The organism is Pedobacter kyungheensis (assembly GCF_000812965.1).
GTDB classification, from domain to species: domain Bacteria; phylum Bacteroidota; class Bacteroidia; order Sphingobacteriales; family Sphingobacteriaceae; genus Pedobacter; species Pedobacter kyungheensis.
In genome coordinates, this window is record NZ_JSYN01000004.1 from 137260 (window position 1) to 163541 (window position 26282).

A 26282-nucleotide genomic window follows, 5' to 3' on the forward strand; every position below is an offset into this window, starting at 1 on the left:
TAGAATTATGTGATTGTGATTATTGAAAGGAATCCCTTAATTTTATATCAGTTCATAAATTTAAACTAACAAATTGAGATAAAAGATGGAAAAAGACCCGAACGATATCAGCAAATGCCCGTTCCATAACGGCAGCATGAAACACAATGTAGGTGGCGGCGGTACCCGTAACAACAACTGGTGGCCAAAACAATTGAAGCTTAATATTCTCCGTCAGAATTCAGCTTTATCAAATCCTTCAGACCCTGATTTTAATTATGCCGAAGCATTTAAAAGCTTAGATCTGGAAGCTGTAAAAAGCGATTTACATGCGCTAATGACTGATTCGCAGGATTGGTGGCCGGCAGATTTCGGGCATTATGGTGGTTTGTTTATCCGAATGGCCTGGCATAGTGCCGGTACTTACCGCGTAGGTGATGGCCGGGGTGGTGCAGGTGCCGGATTACAGCGTTTTGCACCTTTAAACAGCTGGCCCGATAACGTGAGTTTAGATAAGGCACGCCGTTTACTGTGGCCTATCAAACAAAAGTACGGGCGTAAAATTTCATGGGCCGATTTAATGATCCTGGCTGGTAATATTGCTTTAGAATCGATGGGCTTTAAAACCTTTGGCTTTGCCGGAGGTCGTGAGGATGCCTGGGAGGCAGATGAATCAGTTTATTGGGGTTCGGAAACTACCTGGTTGGGTGGCGATTTACGTTACGCACATGGCTCTGATGGCGCCGATAAAGCACATGGCGTAGTGGTAACTGACGATGATGCCGATGGCGATGTGCATTCACGTAACCTCGAAAAACCACTTGCTGCGGTGCAAATGGGCTTAATTTATGTAAATCCTGAAGGACCAGATGGTAATCCTGATCCTGTTTTAGCCGCTAAAGATATTCGCGATACTTTTGGCCGCATGGCCATGAACGATGAGGAAACTGTAGCGTTAATTGCCGGTGGACATACTTTTGGTAAAACCCACGGTGCGGCCTCAGCCGATAATGTGGGTAAAGAACCTGAAGCGGCTGATATTGCCAGTCAGGGTTTTGGCTGGAGCAATAGCTTTGGTTCTGGTAAAGGTGCCGATACCATCACAAGCGGACTGGAAGTAATCTGGACAACTACGCCAACGAAATGGAGCAATAATTTCTTCGAAAACCTGTTTGGTTACGACTGGGAATTGACCAAAAGCCCGGCTGGTGCACATCAGTGGGTGGCTAAAAATGCAGAAGCCATTATTCCTGATGCTTACGATAATGCAAAGAAACATTTGCCAACCATGCTAACCACCGATCTTTCTTTAAGGTTCGATCCCGCTTACGAAAAGATATCAAGGGGTTTCCTGGAAAATCCAGATTCCTTTGCTGATGCTTTCGCACGTGCCTGGTACAAGCTTACACACCGGGATATGGGCCCACGTGAGCGTTACCTTGGTGCTGACGTACCACAGGAAGAATTGCTTTGGCAAGATCCTATTCCGGCAGTAAACCATGCTTTGGTGAATGAAAATGATGTTGCTGCGCTAAAAGCAAAAATTCTGGCTTCAGGTTTAACTACATCAGAATTGGTTGGTACAGCCTGGGCTTCGGCGGCTACTTTCCGCGGATCAGATAAACGTGGTGGCGCCAATGGTGGCCGAATACGCTTAGCGCCGCAAAAAGATTGGAAGGTAAATAATCCGGCTCAGCTGCAAAAAGTGTTAGGGGTGTTGGAGAAAATTCAGCAGGATTTTAATGCTGCCCAAAGCGATAACAAACAGATTTCGCTGGCCGATTTAATTGTACTGGCAGGTAATGCCGGAGTAGAACGTGCAGCAAACAATACAGTAACTATTTCATTTGCTGCAGGTCGTATGGATGCCTCGCAGGAACAAACTGATGTGGAATCGTTTGGATATCTTGAGCCTGCAGCCGATGGTTTCCGTAACTACTGCAACCCAAGGGTACCTGTTGCTACCGAAGAATTGCTGATTGATAAAGCACATTTGTTAACCTTAACTGCGCCTGAATTAACGGTGCTGATTGGTGGCCTGCGTGTATTGGATATCAATTTCGATGGCTCTAAAAACGGTGTCTTTACTCAAAATCCGGGTCAGTTAAGCAACGATTTCTTTGTAAACCTGCTGGATATGAATACTGCCTGGAAAGCTGCTTCTGAAGATCGTGAACTGTATATTGGCAGCAGTCGCCAGAGCGGCCAGCCCAAATGGACGGCTACACGCGCCGATCTTGTATTTGGCTCAAATGCAGAACTAAGAGCAATTGCCGAAGTTTATGCCAGCGCAGACGGACAACAGAAATTTATAAATGATTTCGTAGCCGCCTGGACCAAAGTGATGAATTTAGATCGTTTTGATCTGGCTTAAGCGTTTTTAATTAGTCGTAAATACGTAAAGGATTGCTGCATGCGGCAATCCTTTACGTATTTGATTAGGTTCCCACTCCGTTGTCATCCTGAGCCTGTCGAAGGACTTGGTTGAACAATTGAGCCTCATAAAATTAAAACTTAAATGCCTCACGTCTTAGATGGTAAAAAATAATTCTGGCATATGCATTAAGATTCCCGCTTTCGCGGGAATGACGATCCCGGAACAGGTAAAACTTAAATGCCCTTAAATGCCTTAGATGGTAAAAAATAATTCTGGCATAAGCATTAAGATTCCCGCTTTCGCGGGAATGACGATCCTGGAAAAGGTAAAACTTAAATGCCCTAACATGTCTTAGGTGGTGAAAAATAACTCAGGCATAAGCTTTAAGATTCCCGCTTTCGCAGGAATGACGATCCCGGAACAGGTAAAACTTAAATACCCTAACATGTCTTAGGTGGTGCAAAATAACTCAAACATAAGCATTAAGATTCCCGCTTTCGCGGGAATGACGATCCCGGAACAGGTAAAACTTAAATGCCCTTAAATGCCTTAGGTGGTAAAAAATAATTCAGGCATAAGCATTAAAATTCCCGCTTTCGCGGGAATGACGCTCCAGGAAAAGGTTAACCAACCTTAAATGCCCTAAAATGTCTTAGGTGGTGAAAAATAACTCAGGCATAAGCTTTAAGATTCCCGCTTTCGCGGGAATGACGATCCCGGAAAAGGTAAAACTTAAACGCCCTTACATGTCTTAGCTGGTAAAAACACTCGTTAACCCAATAGATAAATCACCGCCAGCAACGCAGGTATCGAGATCATCACCCACAAAATCAATCCATGCAAAATAGGTTTAAAACCAACTGTAGTAAACACTTCTTTTGATAAACCTGAACCAATCAGAAATAGGGTGAGTGTTAAGCCAATCTTAGAAAGCTGTACAATCTGGCTGCCAATAATCTTTACAAAAGGAAAATAGGTATTCAGCACAATGGCCAGCACAAACAGGCCAATAAAATAGGGGATTTTAATTTGAGTACCCTTATTTCTGAATAATACTGAGCTAAGCAAAGCAATCGGTATAATCCACAAGGCACGGGTTAATTTAACTGTAGTGGCAATTTGCAAAGCTTCAGCACCATACTTACTCGCTGCACCCACTACCGAACTGGTATCCTGAATGGCAATAGCACTCCAAACCCCGAATTGCTGTTGCGAAAGCTGCAGGCTTTGCCCAACAAGTGGGAAAATGAATAATGCAACCGAATTAAGGATAAAAATGGTACCTAGCGCAACGCTGATTTGTTTTTCTTCGGCTTTAATTACCGGTGATATAGCTGCAATGGCACTGCCACCACAAATAGCGGTTCCAACCGTGATCAGGAAGGCCGATTTGCGTTCTATCTTTAAAAGTCTGCCCAGTAAATAGCCCAGTACGAGTGTGATTAATATCGATAAAACAGTGAACATAAAGCCACTTTTGCCAGCCTGCAATGCCGATTGTACATTCATGCCAAATCCAAGCCCCACTACCGAAAATTGCAGCAGAATATGCGTGGCCTTATGGTTAAGATGTAAAAACGGGTGACCAATTGATTGCGTAACCACAATTCCCATTAAAAGTGCAACCGGTGGAGAGATAAACGGCAGGAGGCACAATAAAAGAAAAGCAAAGAAAATGATCTCCCTGACGGTGATTGATTTATTCAGTATTTTGTTATCCATGATTTTGTTGTTTTTGCACCACAAAGATGGATAGCATGTTGAAGGTATAGAAATGAATAATTGCTATTTATTATAACTTAAAGTTATAAGACGAGAGGTGTTTAATGAAAGTTTCCTGCAAATCGAGGGTATCGCCTTGTTGCGTAATGAAATAGAATACACGCGTAATATCGAGCCCTTTAATATCGATAACCTTTAATTCGCCGCTTTTAAGTTCCTTCAGTATTGCGTGAATAGACAGGAACGCAAAAGCATTGGTGTTGAGCAGGTAGGCCTTTATACTTTCGGCACTCTCCAGTTCCAGATCTCTGTTAAGTTGAGAAAGGCTCAGACCTGCATTTTTTAGTGCTGCCGCTACCACTTCCAATGAACCTGAACCTGGCTCGCGCAATACCAGCGGCAGCTTTTGAAGTTCGTTTAAGCTAATCACGGCCTTTTTAGCCAGGGGATTACTGCTACCAGTACAAAGCACAATTTCATCCTGTACAAATGGCGTGTATTTAATATGAGGGCGTTTAGATTGCCCTTCTACCAATCCTAAATCAATTTTATTTTCAATCAGCAGGTTTTCTATTGCTTCTGTATTATTCGATTTAAGTGATACGGTGATGTCAGGAAATTGTTGTCTGAAAGAGGCCAGGTACTTCGGTAGGAAATACTGTGCAATAGTTGTACTTGCACCTATGCGAAGCGTTCCTTTTATGTTTTTAGCCAGTGCAGCAAGTTCAAAATCGATATTGCGGTGAATATTGATCAATGCTTCGGCGTGTTTTAAAAGAATATTGCCGGCCTGCGTAATTTTAATTTTCGTTCCGTTCCGGTCAAAAAGTTTGGTTTTGTAAAAGGCCTCTATTTCCTGTATATGCTTGGTTACTGCGGGTTGTGTAATAAATAATTCTTCGGCAGCCCTGGTAAAGTTGAGCCGTTTGGCAACGATATAAAAAACCTTCAGTCTAAAATCAAACATCGATCAAAAAATAGGGGTAAGCTTTTGTAGCAGGCTAAAGTAACGAAATATGTCCTTTAATTGTGCATTTTTGATTGAATCAAGCCTGGATATGCTATAGCTATGTAAAGACTTAAAGCATTCAGTGGCGCTTTTCGATTAAATTCAGGCTTATTTTTATTTTTGTGGCTCAATAATACCTAAAAGGGATGATGAACATAACCGACCTGATTATAAGCGATAAAGAACAGATCAAACTGGATGATTTATTTTTAGACGAAGATAATCGAATCCTGCTTAATCAACTGATCAGGGAGCACAGTTACATTGAGCAACTGCGCCAGTACGAATTGCCGGTTAATAACAAAGTGATGTTGCATGGTAGTTCGGGTTGCGGTAAAACCACTACAGCTAAAGCCATTGCCGGAGCGCTGGGCAAAAACCTGTTGGTGCTTAATCTCAGTAATGTAATCAGCGCCCGCTTAGGCGAAACTGCCCAGCATGTTAAAATGGTTTTCGATAAAGCTAAGCGTGAGAAAGCAGTTCTTTTCTTAGATGAATTTGATCAGATAGGCAAGGCGAGGAGCGAGGGCGATAAAGATGTAGGCGAAATGCACCGCTTGGTGAATACCATGATCCAGATGATTGATTATTTTCCCGAAAATGCTTTGTTAATCTGTGCCACCAATTACGAATCATTTATCGATGCGGCGTTGTTAAGGCGTTTTCAGCTTCGCTTAAGTTTTACCATGCCTTCGGCTGAGGTATTGGATACTTATTACGACAAGCTGCTTTCGCGTTTTCCAGCAAATATTCAATCAATTGAGCGCAAATACAGTATTTCTTTTGCCGAAGCGAAAGATCACGCTTATCGATTAGTTAAAGACGCACTAATTGGCGAATTTGAGTTGCAAGCTGCTTTAAGTGTGGTAGAAGAAGCAACATTTTTAGCCAATTAAAGCCACAGATTAACAGATTAGATCAAATCTGTTAATCTGTGGCAATTGAATAAAATTCGTAGAAAAGAAAGTCTTGCACCCAATTGCATAGTTTGAACTAACGGCTGAGACCAATCAAATACCGGAATGTTGCAAAATCGCGTAAATCCCTTTGGGCAAATTGTTAAAACCGCGCACAGGGGTGCCTGGCTGGGTAACCGCGGGGTAATACACAATGCCGGTAAAGAAATTGTGCGCCAGTTTAAGGTTAAGGCTTGGATTACCTGCGCGCTCCAGTTTAGAGGCCGGCACCGCGAAATCATGCAACCCAATCGCTGGACAGAGCTTTTCTTTTTAGATGAAGCCACTGCTTTTGCAGCAGGGCACAGGCCGTGCTTTCAGTGCCGTTATGCAGATCACCAGCGTTTTAAAATGTATTGGTTAAAAGGTAATTCCGGATATGGGTTTAACATGAAAACCGCTGTGACCGAAATTGACAATATTTTACAGCTGGAGAGGATCGCAGCCGATAAAACCAAAGTTTCTTACAATGAAAGCCTTGATCTGCTACCTGACGGTGCTTTTGTTGCTTATCAAAACAACGCTTATCTGGTTAAAGCTAAACAGTTGCATTTGTGGACAGCCGCAGGCTACGAAAAACCAATTCCTTTCCCTGTTTTAGATGAAGTACAGGTTTTAACGCCTAAATCGTTCGTCAATATGTTTACAGCGGGCTATGTGCCACACATGATGCTTTAGTTTTTTCGCTTAACCGGCAGGTTAGCTAAAAAATCTCATTCTTTCCATGTTTTGTCTCTATTTCGTTTCCTGCCCTTAAGTTCATTTTGCAAAGTATTATTATTGCGGTTCAACACAACACAATGAACTTAAATACTACACCAAATGGACTGTTAAAAACCAAACAGCATTTCGAAATTTTAGATGGCCTCAGGGGCCTTGCAGCGATAGCTGTAGTTATTTTTCATTTTATGGAATTTGCTACGCCCGACTACAAAGACAATTTTATTGCGCATGCCTACCTCGCAGTCGATTTCTTTTTCTGTTTGTCGGGCTTCGTTATTGCCTACGCTTACGATCATAAATTAGCCGACCTGGGCATTATTCTTTTCTTAAAACTCAGGTTTATCCGTTTGCATCCATTGGTAATTATAGGTTCCATAATAGGCGTTTTGGCCTTTATATTCGATCCTTTTAGTCAGCTACAGGACGTTTATGGCTACGGACAAACCTTTATCCTATTTGTGTCGTCATGTTTCATGGTGCCTTATCCGCTGGTACAGGAGCGTTATTTCAATCTTTTTCACCTCAACCCGCCAACCTGGTCATTATTTTGGGAGTACCTGGCCAATATCGTTTATGCACTTGTGCTGATCAAACTACCCAATAAAGTATTATGGGTTTTAACCATCATTGCTGCGGTATTGCTGGGTTTCGAAGCACAAAAGGCAGGCTACCTGGGCGTAGGGTGGGGTGGCGATAACTTTTTTGGAGGCGGCATCAGGGTTTTATTTTCATTTCTGGCAGGGATTTTAGTGTACCGTTCAAAATGGATTATCAGGTCGAAACTGGGTTTTGTTTCAATGGCAATTTTACTCTTAGTCGTTTTCCTTGTGCCATTCTCTAAAGCCAATGCGATTATCGATCCGCTCCTGGTTGTATTTTATTTTCCGTTTTTAGTAGCGCTGGGGGCGGGGGCTACGTTGCAACCCAAACTATCTAAAATCTGTAAGTTTTCAGGCGAAATTTCTTATCCGCTTTACGTAATCCATTATCCTTTCCTTTGGCTCTTTCTAAGTTATATCGAAGTGAAAAAACCTAATATGGCTACCATGCAAATATTGATACCAATCGGAACAATTGCCCTGGTTCTATTAGCTTACGGTGTGCTTGTTTTTATGGATCTACCCATTCGGAAGTACCTTAAAAAGATCATGTTTAAAAGCGTTTAACAGGTTAATTTTATAACATTTTTTCTTCATATTTTAATTTAATTAATTTTTCTAAAAATCTGAATGTTAATAGAATAAAATGTTTATTTGGCGCAATTTACAATTATGGTAACGCCGATACATGTTGCTGATTTACCTTTTACAGGGCTAATATTGTTGGGCTAACAATATTAGTATTTATCTGGCATAAAATAATATCAGATTACCTGAAAACGTAAAGTTTTCAAGCGGGAAAATTTACTCATAAAATGCTATTATTTTTAGTATTTATTTTGTAGGTTTGTATATCCCTACAAATAAAGCATGATCGAATTAGACTATTTCTTTACCCAAAGTGATGAGGAATCAAGCCATTATCAGCTTATCCAGTTTTCGCAAAACGAGCCCTGGCGCCTGGTTCAGGATGGTGAGCTGTTAGGCAGTTTAGAAAAGTGGAACGGTAAATGGAAACAGTTAAGTGGTAGTCCGTTTTCCGATGCATTGCTTGAAGGTATTTGTAAGCTGATTGAATCGCAGCATTATCACCGGTTGCCAGCACAACTCCTGTCGCGCTGGGGTAATGTGATTGCCGAAGTGATTACCAAATCAGATGATGAATACCTGGTCATTTGCAAAGAGGCAGTTAGTTTCAAAAGTTTTGCAGGCATTTTCTCCAAGTTTGTTTCTACCATGCTAAAAGATGAATGGCCTGTACGTTTTCAGCTTTTTAATGCCGATTTTAGCGAAGATTTCGAAATTACGGCTCATCCGGTTAAAGCAAGCTATAGTTTCGGCTGGAAAGACTAAAAGGTCGCTTTCGCTACCAGCCGATGCCATAATCTTCACCATGATTGCTCGAACCTCCCCATAAGGTGCCATGTGCGCGATCAAAATAAATGGCATTAATTGGTCCGCTCGTACGATCGCCAAAACTGAGGATATAGCCCATGTTTTTTAAGGCGGTACGTACTTCTTCTTTGGTATTGCTGTTCAGTAAAATCTGTCCGGCTTTTGGTGCTCTATCCGCTGTTTTGCTTCCTCCTAACGAAAGCCATAACTGGTTGGTGTTAAAATTAGCAGCTTCTGTTGCTTTTTGTACCGTCATGCCAAATTCGGCCATATTTAAAAAGAATTGTAGCAGGTTCTGATCCTGCGTATCGCCACCTTGTACAGCGGCCGAAACATAAGGTTTACCATCTTTTAAAAATAACGATGGCGATAAGGTTACCCTTGGGCGTTTGCCTGGTGCCACCACATTAAAAGGATTCAGGGTAGAGTCGAGCACAAAACTCTGCATACGCTGGCTCATGCCAATACCGGTGTTTCCTGCAATGCAGGCCGGCAGCCAGCCACCACTTGGTGTTACCGAAACTACCCAGCCTTCTTTATCAGCAGCCTCAATAGAAGTTGTTCCTCTCCATAAGCGGTCTTCGTATATTGCTTTCGGCGTGTAATTTCCTAAATCATGTTTTGGTGCAAAGTTGCGTTTGGTGGTGTCGATTTCAAAACCGCGGCTTTTTAACAGGTTGAGGTAGGGGTTTTTTTGTCCCTGAAAAGGATAGGGGTCGCCCGGTCCAATTTTAGCATCGTTCTTTTCAAACTGGATTAGCGCTGCACGCTGTTTGGCGTAATCTTTACTTAACAGGCCTTTCATGGGCTCGTTAGGCGTCTGATTGGGGTCGCCATAGTAAAAATCCCTGTCGGCAAAAGCCATGTTCATGGCCTGATAAACGGTATGAATGTATTTCGGACTGTTGTAGCCCATTTCTTTTAGGTTAAAGTTTTCGAGGATGTTTAAGGCCTGCAAAAGCATAGGTCCTTGCGTCCATTGCTGTAGTTTGTACACCTGAATGCCTTTGTAATTGGTGCTTAGCGGAGCTTCTTCGACGGGTTTCCATTTGGCCAGGTCTTCCATGGTAATTAAGCCACCCTGTTCTTTGCTGCCTCTTACAAATTCACGGGCAATATCTCCTTTGTAAAAACGATCGTATGCGGCCATTAAAGCGTCTTTGCGATTTTTTCCTTTTTTTAAGGCTTCTTTCTCGGCTTCAACCATTTTGGTGAGGGTAGCAAGCAATTCTTTTTGTACAAAGATCTCGCCTGCCTCCGGTGCCTCGCGTTTTTCGCCCGGGTGGGTTAAAAATACTTTTTTACTGTATGGCCAGGTTTTAATGCGTTCTTTATCGCGTTCGATACTGTTGGCAGCCTGTGCTTCGATGGCATAACCTGCTGCCATGTGCATGGCCGGAGCCAATACCTGTCCAAGGCTCATCGTACCGTACTGGCTGAGCATATAAATTAATCCACCGGGTGTACCAGGTGTTGTGGCGGCCAGCGGACCATATTCTGGAGGAAAATTATAACCTTTACTTTTGAAAAACTCTACTGTTGCACCCGTAGGAGCAATACCCATGGCATTAATAGCAATTACTTTACCTGTTTTAGGGTTGTAAATCAGCGCTTGTGTTTCACCTCCCCAGCTCAGGGTATCCCACATGGTGCAGGTAGCAGCCAGCATGGCACAGGCAGCATCTACCGCATTACCACCCTGCTGAAAAATCATGGAACCGGCTGTTGCCGCCATCGGTTTTCCGGTAATGGCCATCCAGTTGCTGCCATAGAGCATTGGTTTTTGGGTTTGCTGGGCTATGGTGCGTACAGTTACCATGCCGCATAAAAGAAACAGAACAAGCTTTTTCATAAAACTAAGATAAAAAAAACCTCTTTAAGCTTGCAAGATTATGTAAACATGTTTGTTACAATATATGGTCAGCAGGCTGTATATCACAGTCCTAAGCAATTCAATCTTATACCAATGCTAAAAGAGACTATAATTTTACAAATCTAGGTTTAAAAAGCTGTGAGTTTAAATAACTTTGTCCTTTCGGTTGCATTAAAAAATCGATTTAACTAGATTTAAATTTTTTAAAATTCAAATGCTTTTAATAATTCTCAACAGTATCTTCTGTTTGTCTTTTATAGGTTTTGCCTATGTTAACCTAAACGATGAAGATCCTTACCTTTGGGTATCTATTTATATGAGCGCTGCAATTTGTTGTGGCTTAGCTATTTTTGGGTTGTACTATCCATTGGTTTATTTGTTTCTGATGGCCTTTTACCTGGTGTATGCTGCCATTTTATTCTTTGCGAAGGATGGGGTGCGCGACTGGGTAATGAAATATAAAAGGCCAAGTTTGGTAGAGAGTATGCAGGCTACTAAACCTTATATCGAACAAACAAGAGAGTTTTTTGGCTTATTGATTATTACAGGAGCCCTGCTAATTGATTATCTGGTAGCCGCTGGTACAATCTAGTTCTGATATATTTTCGTGATGATGAAAGAAAGTGATGTGGTAACAACGAAAGAACTGTTACTTGATATAATAAAAACCAATTTAACAAGAGAGGGACTTGCCTGGCTGGAGGCCTGGGAAACAACTCCTGATCAGATAAATAGCATTGGAAAGACCTTTGTAATGGCACCGCGCAAAACCGGTAAAGCCATTGTTCAGCTTTCTGATTCGCAGTTGGCAGCACTTAATGAAGCAGACCTGGCTTACATTGCCCAATGGAGTATCGACAGGCTTTGTCGGGTTTGGTTGTTGAGTAATTTACCAGCTACCGATCAGGACAAGTTATATGCCGCTATCAGTCAGTTATGCTTATCGGCAGAAATGAACGAAGCTGTGGCTTTGTATTCGGCGCTTCCGTTTTTACCCTTTCCTGGGATTTGGGCAATGCGTTGTGCAGAAGGAATCAGGAGTAATATCGGGTCGGTACTGGAAGCCATTATGGAAAATAACCCATACCCGGCGCAGTACCTTGATGAAGCTGCCTGGAACCAGCTGGTATTAAAGGCATTTTTTACCGAAAAAAATATTAACCTCATTGTGGGGTTAGATGAACGTGCAAATTTAAAGTTGGCACTAACTTTAACTGATTATGCTAAAGAACGTTGGGCTGCCGGACGTAAAGTAAATCCACAACTGTGGCGTCTGGTCGGGAAATTTACCAACAGCGAAATTTTTGAGGTATTGAAAAACGGTTTACAGCATTACGATCAGGTAGAACAACGCGCTATTGCACTGGCAGTTGCAGGTTCAGATTATCAACCGGCAAAAGACTATATCAATACTTTTCCAGAGCTTAAAAACGTTTTAACAACAAACAGTTTGAGCTGGGATCAATTTTAACCGAACCAAGAAAAATATAACTAAATATGTGTTGCAGTAATTCAATTGAAAGAGATAAAGCGATGATGGGAGCGCCTGAAGCGTTTGATATTAGTGTGGTAAGTGGCATGAAATTCTTTGATCCACATGTTCACATGACTTCGAGAACTACCGACGATTACCAGGCCATGGCCGATGCAGGCGTGGTTGCTTTAATAGAACCGGCATTTTGGCTGGGTCAGCCCAGAACTGGTTTAGATAGCTTTAGAGATTACTATAGCAGTTTAATTGGCTGGGAAAGATTCCGTTCATCGCAATTTGGCATAAAACATTACTGTACCATTGGTTTAAACTCAAGGGAAGCCAATAATGAAAGCCTGGCCGAGCAGGTGATGGAGATTTTACCTTTGTTTATTTATAAAGAAGGGGTAGTAGGGATTGGCGAAATAGGCTTCGACGACCAAACCGCTGCCGAAGAAAAATATTACCGCGCACAACTAGAACTGGCTAAAGAAGCAGGACTTCCGGTGCAAATTCATACACCGCACCGCGATAAGAAAAAAGGTACGCAACGCAGTATGGATATTGCCATAGAGCATGGCCTCGATCCTTACAGTGTTATTGTGGATCACAACAATGAAGAAACGGTAAAAGAAGTGTTAGACAGAGGTTTTTTTGCCGCATTTACCATCTACCCTTTTACCAAAATGGGTAACGAGCGGATGGTAGAAATTGTAAAGCAATACGGGCCCGAACGTATTATGGTTAACTCTGCAGCCGATTGGGGCATTAGCGACCCATTGGCGGTGCCCAAAACAGCAGCTTTAATGAAAATGCATGGTTTAAGCAACGAAGCAATTGAATTGGTAACTTACCGTAATGCCATTACTGCATTTGCGCAAAGCGGACAAATTGATGAAGCTGATTTTAACACCCCACAAAATATCGATCAATCGGTAAAATTTGAAGGCAACACCATTTTACGTGGTGGCCAACAGCCGCGTACCGATAAATCGTCAATGATCATTAGTTAATTACCTTGAAGAAAATAATTGTTTACCTGCGCATCATGCGCCCCGCTAACGTGGTTACTTCGGTAGCCGATATTTTAGCGGGAATTGCCATTTCCGGTATTTTAACTGTGGGCTTTGCGATTCCGTGGTTATCTGTGTTTTATTTATGTGCATCTACCGCCTGCCTGTATGCGGGTGGCATTGTTTTTAACGATGTTTTTGATGCCGAACTGGATAAAATAGAACGCCCGGAGCGTGCAATCCCTAGCGGGGTCATTAGCTTGCAAAATGCAGCACTTTTAGGTAGCTTATTATTACTGGCTGCAATTGGCCTGGCATTTTTAAACAGTGTAGTATCAGGTACCCTGGCCATTTTAGTTGCCATATTTGCCTTGCTTTACAATAAATTTGGCAAGCATCATTCGTTTTTTGGTCCGTTAAATATGGGCTTGTGCCGTGGTTTTAACCTCTTACTTGGCCTAAGCATTATGCCCGAAATGTTGTACAGCCATTATTATCTCGCTGTTATTCCGGTAATTTATATTTTCTCTATTACGATGACCAGCCGTGGCGAAGTACATGGTGGCACAGCTAAAAATTTATACCTGGCGGCTTTACTTTACGGCATTGTTATTTGCGCCATTGCTTATTTTGCTTTTATTAACGACAGATTATTATGGTCGCTGTTGTTTTTGCTGCCCTTTACCTTTATGATTTTTAAACCATTGTTAAAAGCCATTAAACAACCTGTGGGTAAAAACGTTGGCGCAGCTGTTAAAGCCGGGGTAATATCGTTAATTTTGATGGATGCAGCCTGGGCAGTAACTTTCGATGCACTGATCCTCGCTTTTGTGATTGCGGCTTTGCTGCCCGTTTCTATGGGGCTCTCTAAACTTTTTGCCGTAACCTGATCCGATTTAAACTGAAATCCAATTATTATGGAACATTTACAACAATCATTTACTGTACAGTATAATTATAATGTTTTCTTTACCTCAGCACTTTTTGCTGTTGATAACACCCTTTTTAGCGATTTTCTGCGTCAGCTTAACCCTGCTGTAACCATAAAAAAGATTCTTTTTATAATTGATGAAGGGGTAGCAGAAGCACATACCGGTTTAACTTCTGAAATAAAGCAATACTTTAATCAATACAGTCAAACACAATTGGTTCAGGATATTATTGTAATTCCTGGCGGCGAATTGGTGAAGAACGATACCCAATATCTTGACCGCGTTCTGGAAGCCATTAATACCCATGGTATCGACAGGCATTCTTTCGTGGCGGCTATTGGCGGTGGTGCCGTGCTTGATATGGTAGGCTATGCTGCTACCATCGCGCACAGGGGCATTAAACACATCCGTATACCCAGTACTGTGCTTTCGCAGAACGATTCGGGTGTAGGTGTAAAAAACGGTATCAACTATTTCAATAAGAAAAACTTTCTGGGCACCTTTTCGCCCCCTGTTGCTGTGTTTAACGATGAGTTGTTGTTGAACAGCCTGTCTGACCGCGATTGGCGTTCTGGTATTGCGGAGGCCATTAAAGTGGCATTGATTAAAGATCTGGAGTTTTTTGAGTGGCTGGAAGCTAATGCTACTGCACTGGCCAACCGCGACAGGGAAGCCATGAATTACCAGATCTGGAAATGTGCAAAGTTACACCTGGAGCACATCCGCAGTGCCGATCCTTTCGAGAACGGATCTGCACGTCCGCTTGATTTTGGCCATTGGAGTGCACATAAACTCGAGTATTTAACCAATTTCGAAATCAGACATGGCGAAGCCGTAGCCATGGGCATTGCTTTAGATACGGTGTATTCGAACCTATCCGGAAGAATTAGTGCTGCAGATGCCCAAAGGGTTATCGCCGTAATCCAGGCATTGGGCTTTGAATTAGCGCATCCTTTACTTCAGGTAAATGGAGCTAATAGCCCTATTTTACAGGGGTTAGAAGAATTTAGAGAACATCTTGGTGGTGAGTTAACAATCACGCTGCTTACCGCTTTGGGTAAAGGCGAAGAAGTTCACGAGATAGATGCCGACATATTAAAACAGGCTGCTGAATTGCTCCAGAATCAAGCTGCTCAACATTCAACTACTACCGTATTATGAAATTAAATTCAGGTCATTTAACCTTTTGTACCAATATATATGCCGGCGAAAGCTGGTCAGCACATTTTGCCGTACTGAAAGATAGTTTTCCGAAATTAAAGGCAGCTCTATCGCCCAATGAAACCATGGGGATTGGTTTGCGCCTTTCTAATCTGGCCAGTATCGAATTGTTTGAAGCAGCGCATTTAACTGAATTTAAGCAATGGCTGGATGCTGAAGGGGGCTATGTTTTTACGATGAATGGTTTCCCTTACGGAGGCTTTCACCATACCCGGGTTAAAGATCAGGTACATGCACCCGATTGGACCACAACAGAACGTTTGGATTATACCATTCGCCTGGCTGAAATATTAGCACAGCTGGTTCCGGATCATATGGATGCTGGTATTTCTACCTCGCCATTAAGCTATAAACCCTGGTTTGAAAATGCTGCTGATAGAAAAGCAGCCACTGTTAAAGCAACGACTCAGGTTTTGGCTGTAGCCGAAGCACTGCATAAAATATACCTAAACAGTGGTAAGCTCATTCGCCTCGATATTGAGCCCGAGCCAGATGGCTTTCTCGAATCAGGACCTGAATTTATTAACTGGTATGAAAATGAACTTCTACCTTTAGGAAAAACTACCTGGGCAGAAAATTTAGGTTTTACTGCCGAAAAGGCCGAAGAAATTATTAAAACACATATTAACCTGTGTTACGATGTTTGCCATTTTGCCATTGGTTACGAACCGCATGCTGCCATTGTGCAAGAGCTGCAGGAAAAAGGCATTAAGGTGGGTAAAATCCAGATCAGCGCAGCTTTAAAGGCTAAATTACCCGAAGCCAGTGCCGATAGAAAGGCGGTATTGGATGCACTTGCGGGTTTTGATGAGCCGGTTTATCTGCATCAGGTTATTGCACAGCAGAATGATGGCGCTTTAATTCGCTATCCTGATCTTTCGAACGCATTAGCCGATGCAGAGCGGACAAATGTACAGGAGTGGCGCGCGCATTTCCATGTGCCGATCTTTGTGGAGGATATGGGCCTGATCCAATCTACCCAATCGGATATCCGAACGGTATTGGAACTACAAAAAAACAATCCTTTTACCAATCACCTCGAGGTTGAGACCTATACCTGGGAAGTGCTGCCAGCTCAATTGAAAGCACCTTTAAACGAATCCATTATCCGCGAACTGGATTGGGTAAAAAATACATTAGCACAGTAAATCATGCATAAAACAGTTGTAATTGATATTGTAGGCTTATCTAAGTCGGTTATAGGCGCAAATACACCTTTCCTAAAAAAATATATTGCCGAAAAGCACTTAACAACCGTTGCGCCTTTGCTGCCTGCGGTTACTACTGCTGCACAATCGGCTTATTTAACCGGAAAATATCCTTCAGAGAACGGTATTGTAGGTAATGGCTGGTACGATCATGCTGAATGCGAAGTAAAGTTCTGGAAACAATCGAACAAGCTGGTACAGGGCGACAAGATTTGGGATAAAGCCAAACAGCAAGACCCCAATTTTACTTGTGCAAACATGTTTTGGTGGTACAATATGTATTCGACAGTTGATTATTCGGTAACTCCACGCCCCAATTATCTGGCCGATGGACGTAAGCTGCCCGATTGTTATTCGCAACCAGCCGAGCTTAGAGATCATTTACAAACTAAACTAGGCCAGTTCCCACTATTTCAGTTCTGGGGACCGGGAGCCAACATTAAATCGACCAGGTGGATTGCTGATGCAGCTATGGAAACAGAAAAACTCCATAACCCAACACTGAGCCTGATTTATCTGCCGCACCTCGATTATTGCCTACAGAAATTTGGTCCGGATGAAACAAAAATTGGAGCTGAATTACAGGAAATAGATCAGGTAGTTGCAGATTTGGTTGCGTTTTACGAAGGCAGAGGCGCGCGTGTAATTTTACTTTCCGAATATGGCATCTCGCCGGTAAACAGTCCGATCCACCTTAACCGCTTGTTCAGGGAAAATGGCCTGATCCAAATCCGCGAAGAGCGTGGTTTAGAATTGCTTGATGCGGGTGCTTCAAAAGCATTTGTTGTAGCAGATCACCAGATTGCACATGTTTATATTAACGATAAATCGGTTACCGAAAAGGTAAAAATCTTACTTAAAACCGTTCCGGGCATCGAACTCATATTGGATAAAAACGAACAGGAGGCACACCACATTAACCACGAACGTTCCGGCGATTTGGTATTGATGGCTGATGAAAATAGCTGGTTTACCTATTATTTCTGGTTAGATGATGCCAAAGCTCCCGATTATGCCAGGGTAGTAGATATCCATAAAAAACCAGGTTACGATCCTGTTGAAATGTTTATGACTTCTAAATTAAGGGCTGGTTATAAGCTTTTAAGGAAGAAAGCAGGCTTCAGGTATGTGATGGATGTAATTCCGCTGGATGCTAATTTAATTAAAGGCTCGCACGGAAGGATTAACACCAAAGAAGAATTTAAGCCAATATTGGTAACCGCTAATAAGATCGATAAAGCTTTAACGCCGGTAGATGTTTATCAGGTGATTTGGGATAGTTTGACTTTGTAGGCGGGATCAGTATCAAGTAGTGAGTATCGAGTAGCAAGTATTGACGATCGGCTAGACTGTCTTGATACTTACTACTTGATACTTTTTTCCCTAATTAACAGTAACCCACTTGTTCAGGCTATTATTCGCACCTTCTACAATAATTTTATAAAAGGTAGCCGGGTAATCTTTTAAATCCGCAAAATAGTGCTGTTGGTTAAGGTCTACTGTCGCCAGCAGCTGGTAATTGTCTTTTCCACCGGTTTTGAAATCGTTAGTGCTAGCCAACCAGATTTTTACTTTACCATCCTTTTCGAGTGCTTTCCAGGTAATATCGAGGTGTTTCTGAACAGGATTAACTTTAAGGTTAGCTAAAGAAACGGGCCCAATAAACGGTGTGCCATCTATTTCCTGCGAAACACTTTCAGGCAGTTTCACATTTAAGTATCGCGCTATTGAAGGCATAATGTCTACAACGCCCAAATCGAAGTACTGCGCATAAGTATTCAGGTTTTTATAATTGCTTACCATCCAGGTAGCTCTTTGCCTGTCTGATTGACCACCATGACCACGGCCTGTTTTTTCATCGCGACCATGATCGGTAGTAATGATAATCAACCAATCTTCTTTAAATTTCTGTTCGCGATATTGAATAGCATCCCAGATTTTTCCTACCTGTACATCAAGCATGGCAATGGCATTATAAAATTCTGGACTGTCGCCATAACGGTGACCCATATCATCGGTGTATTCGAGGTAAATCCACGATAGGTCTGGGGCATTGTTTTGCAGGGTATTGGCCGCCTGTTTAATCACTTCTTCATCAATCTGATGCATGTAAGCCGATTTTTTGTCGTGCTTAAAGCGTACGGTATCCAGTTCGTAACCATCAAAAGCATAATCGGGTTTGAAATTACCAGTTGCGGCCAGTCCATCGCCAAGTAATTTGGTGCGGTTATCGGTCCAGCTCGAAAAAATAGCTGTTTTTTTCTCAGGATATTGATCTTTGAACAATTTAAAGATATGCTGGTAATGGTAATTCGGGGCTTTAATGTCGTTATCCGGAACGTTGTGCTTGTTAACCCAGGTGCCGGTAAGTAAACTGTTGTAACCTACAGCCGAGATGGTTGGTGTTTCGTTATAAGTGCCTTTATCGCCACCCACATGCATGCGGGAGTAAGACCCCGCAGTGATGATTTTCTTAAAATTAGGCAGGTTTTCGCGTTCCATCACATCTGCAGGTATACCATCTGCAATAATGTAAACCACTTTTTGCTGGCGTTGTTGCGCTTGCAGAATAGTAGGTAAACCTATGCAGGCAGTCAAAATAGCAATTTTTAATAGCTTCATTTTTGGTTAGGTTTAAAAAGTGTGCGGATAATAAGTGTTTTCTATAGTTCCATCAGCGTATAGCTTTAATACAGCATATCCCGGCGGGGTTTCGAGGTAATAACCTGTTCCGGCCGATTCTGCATCGCCTTTGCCCCACCAAAAACCACTCATGGCGCCATTACAGCAATAAAGCACGCCATTGTAGGTGGTATGGTCTGAAAGGTGGTTATGGCCACTTAAACAGATTTTTACCTTATCACGATGCTTGTAAAACAAATCTTTTAGCTTTTTAGCGTCTGAATGACCGCCACCTACCAATACTTGCGTAGTGCCTAGAATAGGGTAGTGCGACATGATTACCGTAGGTGTAGCCGCAGGTAATTTTTCCAATTCCTGTTCCAGCCACTTATACTGTTCTTCATCCAACGATATTTTACTGTTATTGCCATCTAAAATGATAAAGTGCCAGTTCTTTTTCGAAAAGCTGTAATAACGGTTCGGGATTTTTAAGCGCTTAACTACATAATCTTTACCGTACATTTCATCTGTTTTTTCAGGCGCTTTCCACCAGGGGTCGTGGTTGCCTATGCAGCTGTATATCTCGTATTTACCGATTTGTTTAAGGCAATCGTCCCAAATGGCCCATTGTTCGGTAACCTGGTTGCGTACTACATTGTCATACGAAGCATCGTTAATCGAATCGCCACCGTTTAAGAAAAAATCTGGCTCATGCTGGTCAATAACCTGTTTCAGGCAGTTTTTAAAACGTTCAGGGGCATTGTCGCCGGGGCGGATATGCACATCAGTAATGTGCGCCACAGTTAAGGCCAGTTTTTTATTTTTGTTATGTGCTGCTTGTTCGGCTGCAGCTAAAGCAGGAAGACTGCCGGTTGCTAAAGCACCGGCAGTCAATCCTACAGTTTTTAATAGTGTTCTTCTTTTAATATCCATGGTTTACCAGCCAAAAATCTGTTTAAGTTTAGGGTTAAGGGTAACTTGTTGTTGTGGGATAGGACGGTAATAGAATTTAGGTTCTTCAAAATTCCTGATTACACTTTCGGTTACAATGTTACCACCGGCATTTCCGGCTTTAAGGTAAACAGTTGCATCGGTACCAATGGCTCCGGCGCGGTAATAAACCAATTTTACACCCAATGAGTTTTTCTCTTTCTGATCTTCGCCCGGTACGGTAGCAGCGCGGTCGATTAAAATAATATCATCTACACCATCGCCGGTAAGGTCGTATTTACCTAAACCCGCAAAGTACATGCCTTCCGGACTTTTGGTCAGTAATTTACCAGCTTTCCAACGCATCAGGTCGTCATATCTTAAATTTTCGAAAGCAAATTCTACCCTGCGCTCGCGTCTGATTTCAAAGATTACACCGGCATTGGTTGTTACATTTGGATATTGTTGTTGCAACAAAGCATCAGGATTGGCGTTGGCTACACCTAAATTAAGATCGGGCATACCTGCTCTTTTTCTCAATAAATTTACCGACTGGTCTAAATCCGATTGCGATAAAGTGCCTAGCTCAGCAAGTGCCTCTGCGTAGCTTAATAAAATTTCAGCATAGCGGTACACCGGAAAATCAACCCCGTTTAAAATGTTGTTATCGGTACTGTTTACATAGCCTTTTAGCTGATGATAACCAGTAAAGTTCTTGTTTAAACGCTGAATGTATGGCGTCGCATCAGGAACTCTTGTCCAGCCAGGGTAAACCATGGTTTGTGCCATACGTGGATCGCGGTTTTTAAACTCTTCTACAAAACTCTTTTGGGCATAGCCGGCAACATCGGTAAAACGCGAACCATCTTTCATCAGATAGGTAAGCAGCAAATCTTTGGCGGGAGCCTGCTCATAATCGCCAAATACCACACTGTTAACGTTTTGGCCCTTACTTTTACTCAAATCGAAAATGTTGGTTAAAATTACTTCACTGTTGCCAGTTAAATCCTGACTTGAGAATAAAGTTGCATAATCCTGATCTGGGCGTCCAGTATTGTAAATGCTGAATTTTTTTGCGGCTATCATTTCACCTGCAACCCTTGCTGCAGTTTGTAGAAAGGTGTTGGCACTGCCAGCTAAGTTCAGTTCGCTGTGGTATTTGCGGTAGGTACCTTCATATAAAGCTGCACGGGTATATAATGTAGCCACAGCCCATTTGCCCGGAGTACCAACCGGCACACTTTCTCTTACATTTTTATAAGCGAAATCTAAATCGGCCATAATGCTGTCGGCTATTAGTGCACGTGGATCGCGGGGTTTGTAAAGATCGTCATCACCAGGTTCTAAAGTTCCTGAGTACCAGGGCACATCCGAAAAACGTTTTATTTTATCGAGATAAAACTCTGCACGGTAATAACGGGCAAGACCTGCATAATGGTTTTTAATGGCTGAGGTAACCTGTGCCTTTTTATAATTTTCGAGGAAATAATTGATATTACGCAGGCGGCTCCAGCTCCAGCCTGTGGTAATGTTTTGGGCGTTGGCGGTACCCAACATGATGTTTTTTACTTCAACAGCAGCGGTTGTAGCTACGTTATCGGTACTTTGATCGTTCAGGTAACTGTTGCGATCAGGTTGCGATAATAAACCGTTAACGTAAAGGGATAAATCTTCTTCCGTATTGAAGAAAAGATTAGGCGAAATAGAGGTTTGCGGAAAACGATCCAGCTCACCTTTTTTACAGGCAGCAAATGTACCTGCAACGCCTATTAGCAATATATATACGTACTTTTTCATTTAGTTGTTTTTGAATGTGGTGAATCTTTATCGGATTAGAAATCAAGGTTTAAACCCACAGCGTATCTGCGTTGATAAGGGTAGGCCCAGGCCGATGGACCCTGGTTAACGGCTTCAGGATCGATAAATTTCTTGATCGCCGAAAACTCATAAAGGTTATCAGCTGTAACAAATAAGCGTAAGCGGTTAATGCTTACCTTTTTAGTCCATTTGGCAGGGAAGGTGTAACCTAATGATACGTTTTTGATTCTTAAATAAGCACCATTTAGCAGGTATTTGGTTTGTGGAATATCCAACCCGGCGCCATAATTGGCATCGGCTAACCACGATTGTAGTACCGGATATTGCGAATCGGTATTGGCATCGGCAAGGCCTGCTGCAATATACGATGCCGAATGTTTGGCACGTTGCTCTGGCGAATCTGCTGTAGCACGGTAAAAATCGAGGTTCCATGGATATACGTTTGCATAAGGCTGCTGGTAAGGCCCCCAGAACAGGTAATGGTGTGGATAGAAGTCTCTTTTTAATACCCCTTGTAGAAATATCGAAAGATCGAAACCGTTCCAGTCCATATTCAGGTTGGCTCCTATGGTATAACGGTCAGTACTGTTACCAATAATTTTTAAGTCTTTCGGATCGTTGGCACTTAAACCGCGCTCAATTTTTTTATTACCATCCTGATCTACATATTTAGGCCAGCCTTCTACAATAGATAACGCTCCCCATGGAATAATGGCAGATTGATCTAAAGCGGCAATTTCTGCTTTACTGCGGAAAACTCCATCGTTCTCTAATCCCCAGATCTCGCCAATATCCTGTCCTTCGCGGTAGTTTGAAAACAGGTTCTGGTCGTTTTTAAATTTGGTAATCCTGCTCTTAGAATCGGCAAGGAATACTTTGGTTTCGAAGTTGAACCGCTTATCGGCAACGGTAAACTTATCTCTGTATGATACAGAAAGTTCCCATCCTTTAGTGCGTAAATTGGCAGCGTTTTGTCTTGGCACTCCGGTACCCAATACGCCTGGTAATTCCTGACCAGCTGTTAGCATTCCTTTTGTATCGCGGATGTAGTAATCGAAGGTGAAAGAAAGTTTATCGTTTAACAAGCCAATATCGGTACCCATGTTTAAAGTCGATACCCTTTCCCAGGTATAAGTTTGCGGATCAACGTTTAAGCCCGGCGCTCCGGTAATGATCTGGTTTTGGCCAGCACCACCAATCAGGTAGCCCGAAGTACCCGTAGCCAACGACTGGATATAACCAAAATCGCCTACGTTCTGGTTACCCAAATCGCCATAAGAAGCACGTAGTTTAAACGTATTAAAGGCTGGTGCCAATGGTTTAAAGAATTCTTCGGCACTGGCTATCCAGGCTGCAGAAGCCGATGGGAAGAAACCCCAGCGTCTTTCAACCGGGAAACGGGATGAACCATCGTACCGGCCTGTGGCTTCTAAAATATACCTGTTTTTGTAGGTATAGTTTAAACGGCTAAATGCACTGTTGGTAGCATAAGCTGAGTAACCGCCTGTTGCAGTAGCTGCGCCACTGGTAAGCGAAAGGTAAGGTGTTGAAGAAGAAATCAACACTTGTTTTGAGGCGTTTACAGTCGAGTAATTGTAATCTTCGCTGTTAAAACCTACCATGGCGCTAAAAAAGTGATCGCCAATTGTTTTTTTATAGGTAGTGTATAAGTTAAAGGCATTATTGTACAAGTAGCCATTGCCCTCGCTTACCGAACCTGTTCCCCCTTCTTCGCGAATATCGTTAGGACCATAACCGATTTTATATTTTTTAGCATCGGCATGGCTTTTCCAAAGTTCTCTTTTAAAAGAGGCATCTGCATTTACCTGTAAGTCGCCATTTAAAAACAAAGCGGTTGCAGTAGTGATGTTCTGGAAACCAAACATGTTTTGCAGACTGTTTCCGCCATCTACCAATTTCGCAGCCAGTTTACCGGCAGCTGTATTGGCCCAGGTACCATCCGGGTTTTTAGCCACATCGGTTGGCATCAGGTAATAAAGATCGGTAATGCTTGAGTTTGGTAATGCCCTTTTGGTTTCGTAAATGTTCAGGTTGTTATCTACCTTAAGCCAGGAAATAGGAGAAAAACCTACTTTCGATCTTAAGCCATAGCGGTCCCAATAATCGGCAGTTAACTTATTCAATCCGTTATCTTTAGCATAATCGGCAGATAAATAATAGGTTAGGGGCTTGTTGTTAACTGTAGCTCCGCCAGAAAAGGTTAAAGTATGGCTTTTCGATAAACTGGCATCGTTAAAGAAATAGTTATACCAGTCGTTACTCCCCATGTAAGCCCATTTGGTTGGGTCTTTCGGGTCCAATCTGGTATCGGCTATAGATGGATCATCTGATCTTTCTTTCGCCCAGCGGTAATATTCATCCGAATAGTTTACATAATCCCAGGGGGTATTATCCGTTGCCGTTTCCAATACCCGGGAAAAAATGTAAGGGTCGGTTACTGGTTTTGGCAGTAAAGTAGGTTTGGACCACGACAGGTAAGTATTGTAGCTGATTACATTATTGCCTGCAGCGCCTTGTTTGGTGGTGATTAGAATTACGCCAAAAGCTGCCCTTGCGCCGTAAATAGCAGATGAAGCTGCATCACGTAGCACGGTAAATGAAGTAATATCAGAGGGAGTTAAGCGCAGCATATCATCATTGCTTGTAGCCGGAATACCATCAATTACAATTAAAGGAGAACCACCATTAATGGAAGTATAGCCCCTGATATTGATGTTAGGTAAAGCACCTGGCGAACCACCGGCATAGGTAATGTTCAGGCCCGGGCTAATCCCTTGTAAACCTTGCAGCACATTGGTTACCGGTCGCGATTCAAGTTGCTTGCCCGAAATCTGATCGATGGCACCTGCAATGTTGATTTTTTTCTTGGTACCAAAACCAACAACTACTACTTCATCCAGGTTGGCATAATCAGGCATCAGGGCTACATCTATTTTAGTTTGCCCGTTTAGTGCAATTTCCTGTTGCTTGTAACCAATATAAGTGAAAATTAAAACGGCATTGGCCTTAAGGTCGTTAATGGTATATGCACCATTGACATTGGTTGCCAGGTGCAGATTGGTTCCCTTTACCGAAACGTTTACGGCAGGGAGGCTTTCTTTAGTCTTTGCATCAGAGACTACCCCTTTTACGGTAATTCCCTGGGCAAAGGCGCCTGCGGATAAAATCAGCAGCGCAAAAATCCATAATAGTTTTCTTTTCATTTTGTTTGATAATGGTTTGGTTTAAATGTGATAGTTGCTTTTTGGCGGCCGCTAAATTGAACATATCATATTAAGGTTAAGTTAAATCTAAATTAATATATTGATTGAACATTCATTTAATTTATTTAGAAAAATAATTTTGTGAATGCTGCTACATTTGGTTAGTTTGCGCCATTAAATTAACAGCAGTATGGGAAGGAAAAGCCTAAAAGAGACAAGGCAACTGGAAATCATCAAAGTATTTTATCAGGTAGCCAAAAAGGAAGGTTACGAAAACACCTCAATCGCTAAAATTGCCAAGGTAATGGATATTAACCCCAGCTTAATTATCCATTATTTTAAAACTAAAGAGGACCTCAGTTATACTTTAATTGATTATATATTGGAGCGGTATTTACTCATTTATGCAATTAAAGATAAAGGAGAACCCGGACTTGAAGATCTTCAGAAAACAGTAGAAATGCTATTCTCTAAAAAATGGAATTTGCTTTTTGACGATGGCTTGTTCTATACTTTTTATGCGCTGGCTTTCAGGGAGAAAAAGATCAAAGCGAAATATAAACTGATATTGGATTCGTTGCGTAAAGGATTGGCCGAAATGATCGAAGTATGTAATGCAAAGGGCGTTACATCAATTAAAGATCCGCAAACTACTGCCGATCTGATTTTTGTATTGGTAGATGGGGCGTATTTCTATCTTTCGTTAGAAAGTGATAAGAAAGCCTATACCGAGCGACTCGACTATTACAAGCAAAAGGCTTATCAGATTTTGGGCATAAGCAGTTAAGCCGCTTTAGTACGTTTTCGGCTGGTTAACTGTCTGCCAAGTGCGTAAATACCAATGCTCATCCACAAGAGGTTGGCAGCTGCATTAGGCAAATCGCTGGTATCAAGTGCAGTCATGGCCAGGCATAAACCACCTATAACATTAAACAACTGAAAGGTCCACGATTCTGCTTTAATAACTTTTAAACTCAGTAAAAGGTAGCCTAAAGTACAAAGCAGTACACCCAGCCAGCCTATGCAGGTCATGATTAATTTTGTCATATCAATAAAAATTGTGGCCAATATAACAAATTACTGTTAGCACAACAGGCTATTGCTGATACATAATTTGTGATTGCTGTTTGCAGATTAAAGCATAGTATTTTTAAAAATCATTTCCTGTTATTTTTTGCCCGATACAGAACAAAACGTTCGATATCGGGCA

At 42.2% G+C, this 26282-nt stretch carries 21 protein-coding genes; 13 read left to right on the forward strand and 8 right to left on the reverse strand.

Going from position 1 to position 26282, the window contains the following annotated elements:
• Positions 1–85: 85 nt before the first annotated feature.
• Positions 86–2353, forward strand: coding sequence for a catalase/peroxidase HPI (katG, locus tag OC25_RS04600; RefSeq protein ID WP_039472271.1), 2268 nt, complete (start codon positions 86–88; stop codon positions 2351–2353).
• 774 nt (positions 2354–3127) lie between these two features.
• Here katG and OC25_RS04605 read toward each other — a convergent pair.
• Together OC25_RS04605 and OC25_RS04610 are read right to left on the reverse strand one after the other, a co-directional pair.
• Positions 3128–4078, reverse strand: a complete 951-nt coding sequence (locus tag OC25_RS04605; RefSeq protein ID WP_039472273.1) for a YeiH family protein — start codon at positions 4076–4078, stop codon at positions 3128–3130.
• Between the two features lie 70 nt (positions 4079–4148).
• Positions 4149–5045 carry a LysR family transcriptional regulator gene (locus tag OC25_RS04610; protein ID WP_039472275.1) on the reverse strand — a complete coding sequence of 299 codons (897 nt, stop codon included), beginning with the start codon at positions 5043–5045 and terminating at the stop codon, positions 4149–4151.
• A 188-nt stretch (positions 5046–5233) separates the two neighbouring features.
• Here OC25_RS04610 and OC25_RS04615 point away from each other — a divergent pair, with 188 nt between their 5' ends.
• From OC25_RS04615 to OC25_RS04630, 4 genes are all read left to right on the forward strand, one after another.
• Entirely contained in the window at positions 5234–5983 is a 750-nt protein-coding gene (locus OC25_RS04615; RefSeq protein ID WP_245221890.1) for an AAA family ATPase, read from the forward strand.
• Positions 5984–6109: 126 nt separating this feature from the next.
• Entirely contained in the window at positions 6110–6721 is a 612-nt protein-coding gene (locus tag OC25_RS04620) for a hypothetical protein (protein WP_039472278.1), read from the forward strand.
• Between the two features lie 122 nt (positions 6722–6843).
• A complete protein-coding gene (locus tag OC25_RS04625) occupies positions 6844–7932 on the forward strand; it encodes an acyltransferase family protein (RefSeq protein WP_039472280.1) in 1089 nt (362 codons plus the stop codon).
• Between the two features lie 303 nt (positions 7933–8235).
• The gene (locus tag OC25_RS04630; protein ID WP_039472282.1) at positions 8236–8718 is read left to right on the forward strand and encodes a hypothetical protein; all 483 of its coding nucleotides are present in this window, start codon (positions 8236–8238) and stop codon (positions 8716–8718) included.
• Between the two features lie 13 nt (positions 8719–8731).
• On the opposite strand, the gene OC25_RS04635 is transcribed toward OC25_RS04630, so the two are convergent.
• Positions 8732–10612 carry a gamma-glutamyltransferase family protein gene (locus tag OC25_RS04635; RefSeq protein WP_039472284.1) on the reverse strand — a complete coding sequence of 627 codons (1881 nt, stop codon included), beginning with the start codon at positions 10610–10612 and terminating at the stop codon, positions 8732–8734.
• Positions 10613–10847: 235 nt separating this feature from the next.
• Here OC25_RS04635 and OC25_RS04640 point away from each other — a divergent pair, with 235 nt between their 5' ends.
• From OC25_RS04640 to OC25_RS04670, 7 genes are read left to right on the forward strand one after another with little or no spacing between them, the layout of a single operon-like run.
• Positions 10848–11225, forward strand: a complete 378-nt coding sequence (locus OC25_RS04640) for a transmembrane 220 family protein (protein ID WP_039472288.1) — start codon at positions 10848–10850, stop codon at positions 11223–11225.
• An 18-nt stretch (positions 11226–11243) separates the two neighbouring features.
• Complete coding sequence (locus OC25_RS04645) at positions 11244–12104, forward strand: EboA domain-containing protein (protein ID WP_209435565.1); 861 nt, start codon at positions 11244–11246, stop codon at positions 12102–12104.
• Between the two features lie 26 nt (positions 12105–12130).
• Positions 12131–13117 carry a TatD family hydrolase gene (locus tag OC25_RS04650; protein ID WP_039472293.1) on the forward strand — a complete coding sequence of 329 codons (987 nt, stop codon included), beginning with the start codon at positions 12131–12133 and terminating at the stop codon, positions 13115–13117.
• Positions 13118–13122: 5 nt separating this feature from the next.
• A complete protein-coding gene (gene eboC / locus OC25_RS04655; protein ID WP_245221892.1) occupies positions 13123–14007 on the forward strand; it encodes a UbiA-like protein EboC in 885 nt (294 codons plus the stop codon).
• A 27-nt stretch (positions 14008–14034) separates the two neighbouring features.
• The gene (locus OC25_RS04660) at positions 14035–15210 is read left to right on the forward strand and encodes a 3-dehydroquinate synthase (protein ID WP_039472297.1); all 1176 of its coding nucleotides are present in this window, start codon (positions 14035–14037) and stop codon (positions 15208–15210) included.
• The gene (eboE, locus tag OC25_RS04665) at positions 15207–16418 is read left to right on the forward strand and encodes a metabolite traffic protein EboE (RefSeq protein ID WP_039472299.1); all 1212 of its coding nucleotides are present in this window, start codon (positions 15207–15209) and stop codon (positions 16416–16418) included. Before OC25_RS04660 ends, eboE begins: the two co-directional genes overlap by 4 nt.
• A gap of 3 nt (positions 16419–16421) precedes the next feature.
• Positions 16422–17771 carry an alkaline phosphatase family protein gene (locus OC25_RS04670; protein WP_039472301.1) on the forward strand — a complete coding sequence of 450 codons (1350 nt, stop codon included), beginning with the start codon at positions 16422–16424 and terminating at the stop codon, positions 17769–17771.
• A 90-nt stretch (positions 17772–17861) separates the two neighbouring features.
• Here the strand turns inward: OC25_RS04670 and OC25_RS04675 are convergent, their stop codons facing one another.
• Genes OC25_RS04675 through OC25_RS04690 form a run of 4 tightly spaced genes read right to left on the reverse strand, consistent with a single transcriptional unit; the run spans position 17862 to position 25072 of the window.
• Positions 17862–19100 carry an alkaline phosphatase family protein gene (locus tag OC25_RS04675; protein WP_039472303.1) on the reverse strand — a complete coding sequence of 413 codons (1239 nt, stop codon included), beginning with the start codon at positions 19098–19100 and terminating at the stop codon, positions 17862–17864.
• Between the two features lie 12 nt (positions 19101–19112).
• Positions 19113–20033 carry a metallophosphoesterase family protein gene (locus OC25_RS04680; protein ID WP_082018510.1) on the reverse strand — a complete coding sequence of 307 codons (921 nt, stop codon included), beginning with the start codon at positions 20031–20033 and terminating at the stop codon, positions 19113–19115.
• Between the two features lie 3 nt (positions 20034–20036).
• Positions 20037–21827 (reverse strand): RagB/SusD family nutrient uptake outer membrane protein, encoded by a 1791-nt coding sequence (locus OC25_RS04685; RefSeq protein WP_039472305.1) that lies wholly within the window; start codon positions 21825–21827, stop codon positions 20037–20039.
• Positions 21828–21862: 35 nt separating this feature from the next.
• On the reverse strand, positions 21863–25072 hold the full coding sequence (locus tag OC25_RS04690) for a SusC/RagA family TonB-linked outer membrane protein (RefSeq protein WP_039472306.1): 3210 nt from the start codon (positions 25070–25072) through the stop codon (positions 21863–21865).
• Positions 25073–25262: 190 nt separating this feature from the next.
• Between OC25_RS04690 and OC25_RS04695 the strand changes: the two genes are divergently transcribed.
• Positions 25263–25859, forward strand: coding sequence for a TetR family transcriptional regulator (locus tag OC25_RS04695; protein WP_039472308.1), 597 nt, complete (start codon positions 25263–25265; stop codon positions 25857–25859).
• Here the strand turns inward: OC25_RS04695 and OC25_RS04700 are convergent.
• On the reverse strand, positions 25856–26119 hold the full coding sequence (locus OC25_RS04700) for a CBU_0592 family membrane protein (protein WP_052265960.1): 264 nt from the start codon (positions 26117–26119) through the stop codon (positions 25856–25858). The two genes, OC25_RS04695 and OC25_RS04700, sit on opposite strands and share 4 nt — an antisense overlap.
• Between the last annotated feature and the right edge of the window lie 163 nt (positions 26120–26282).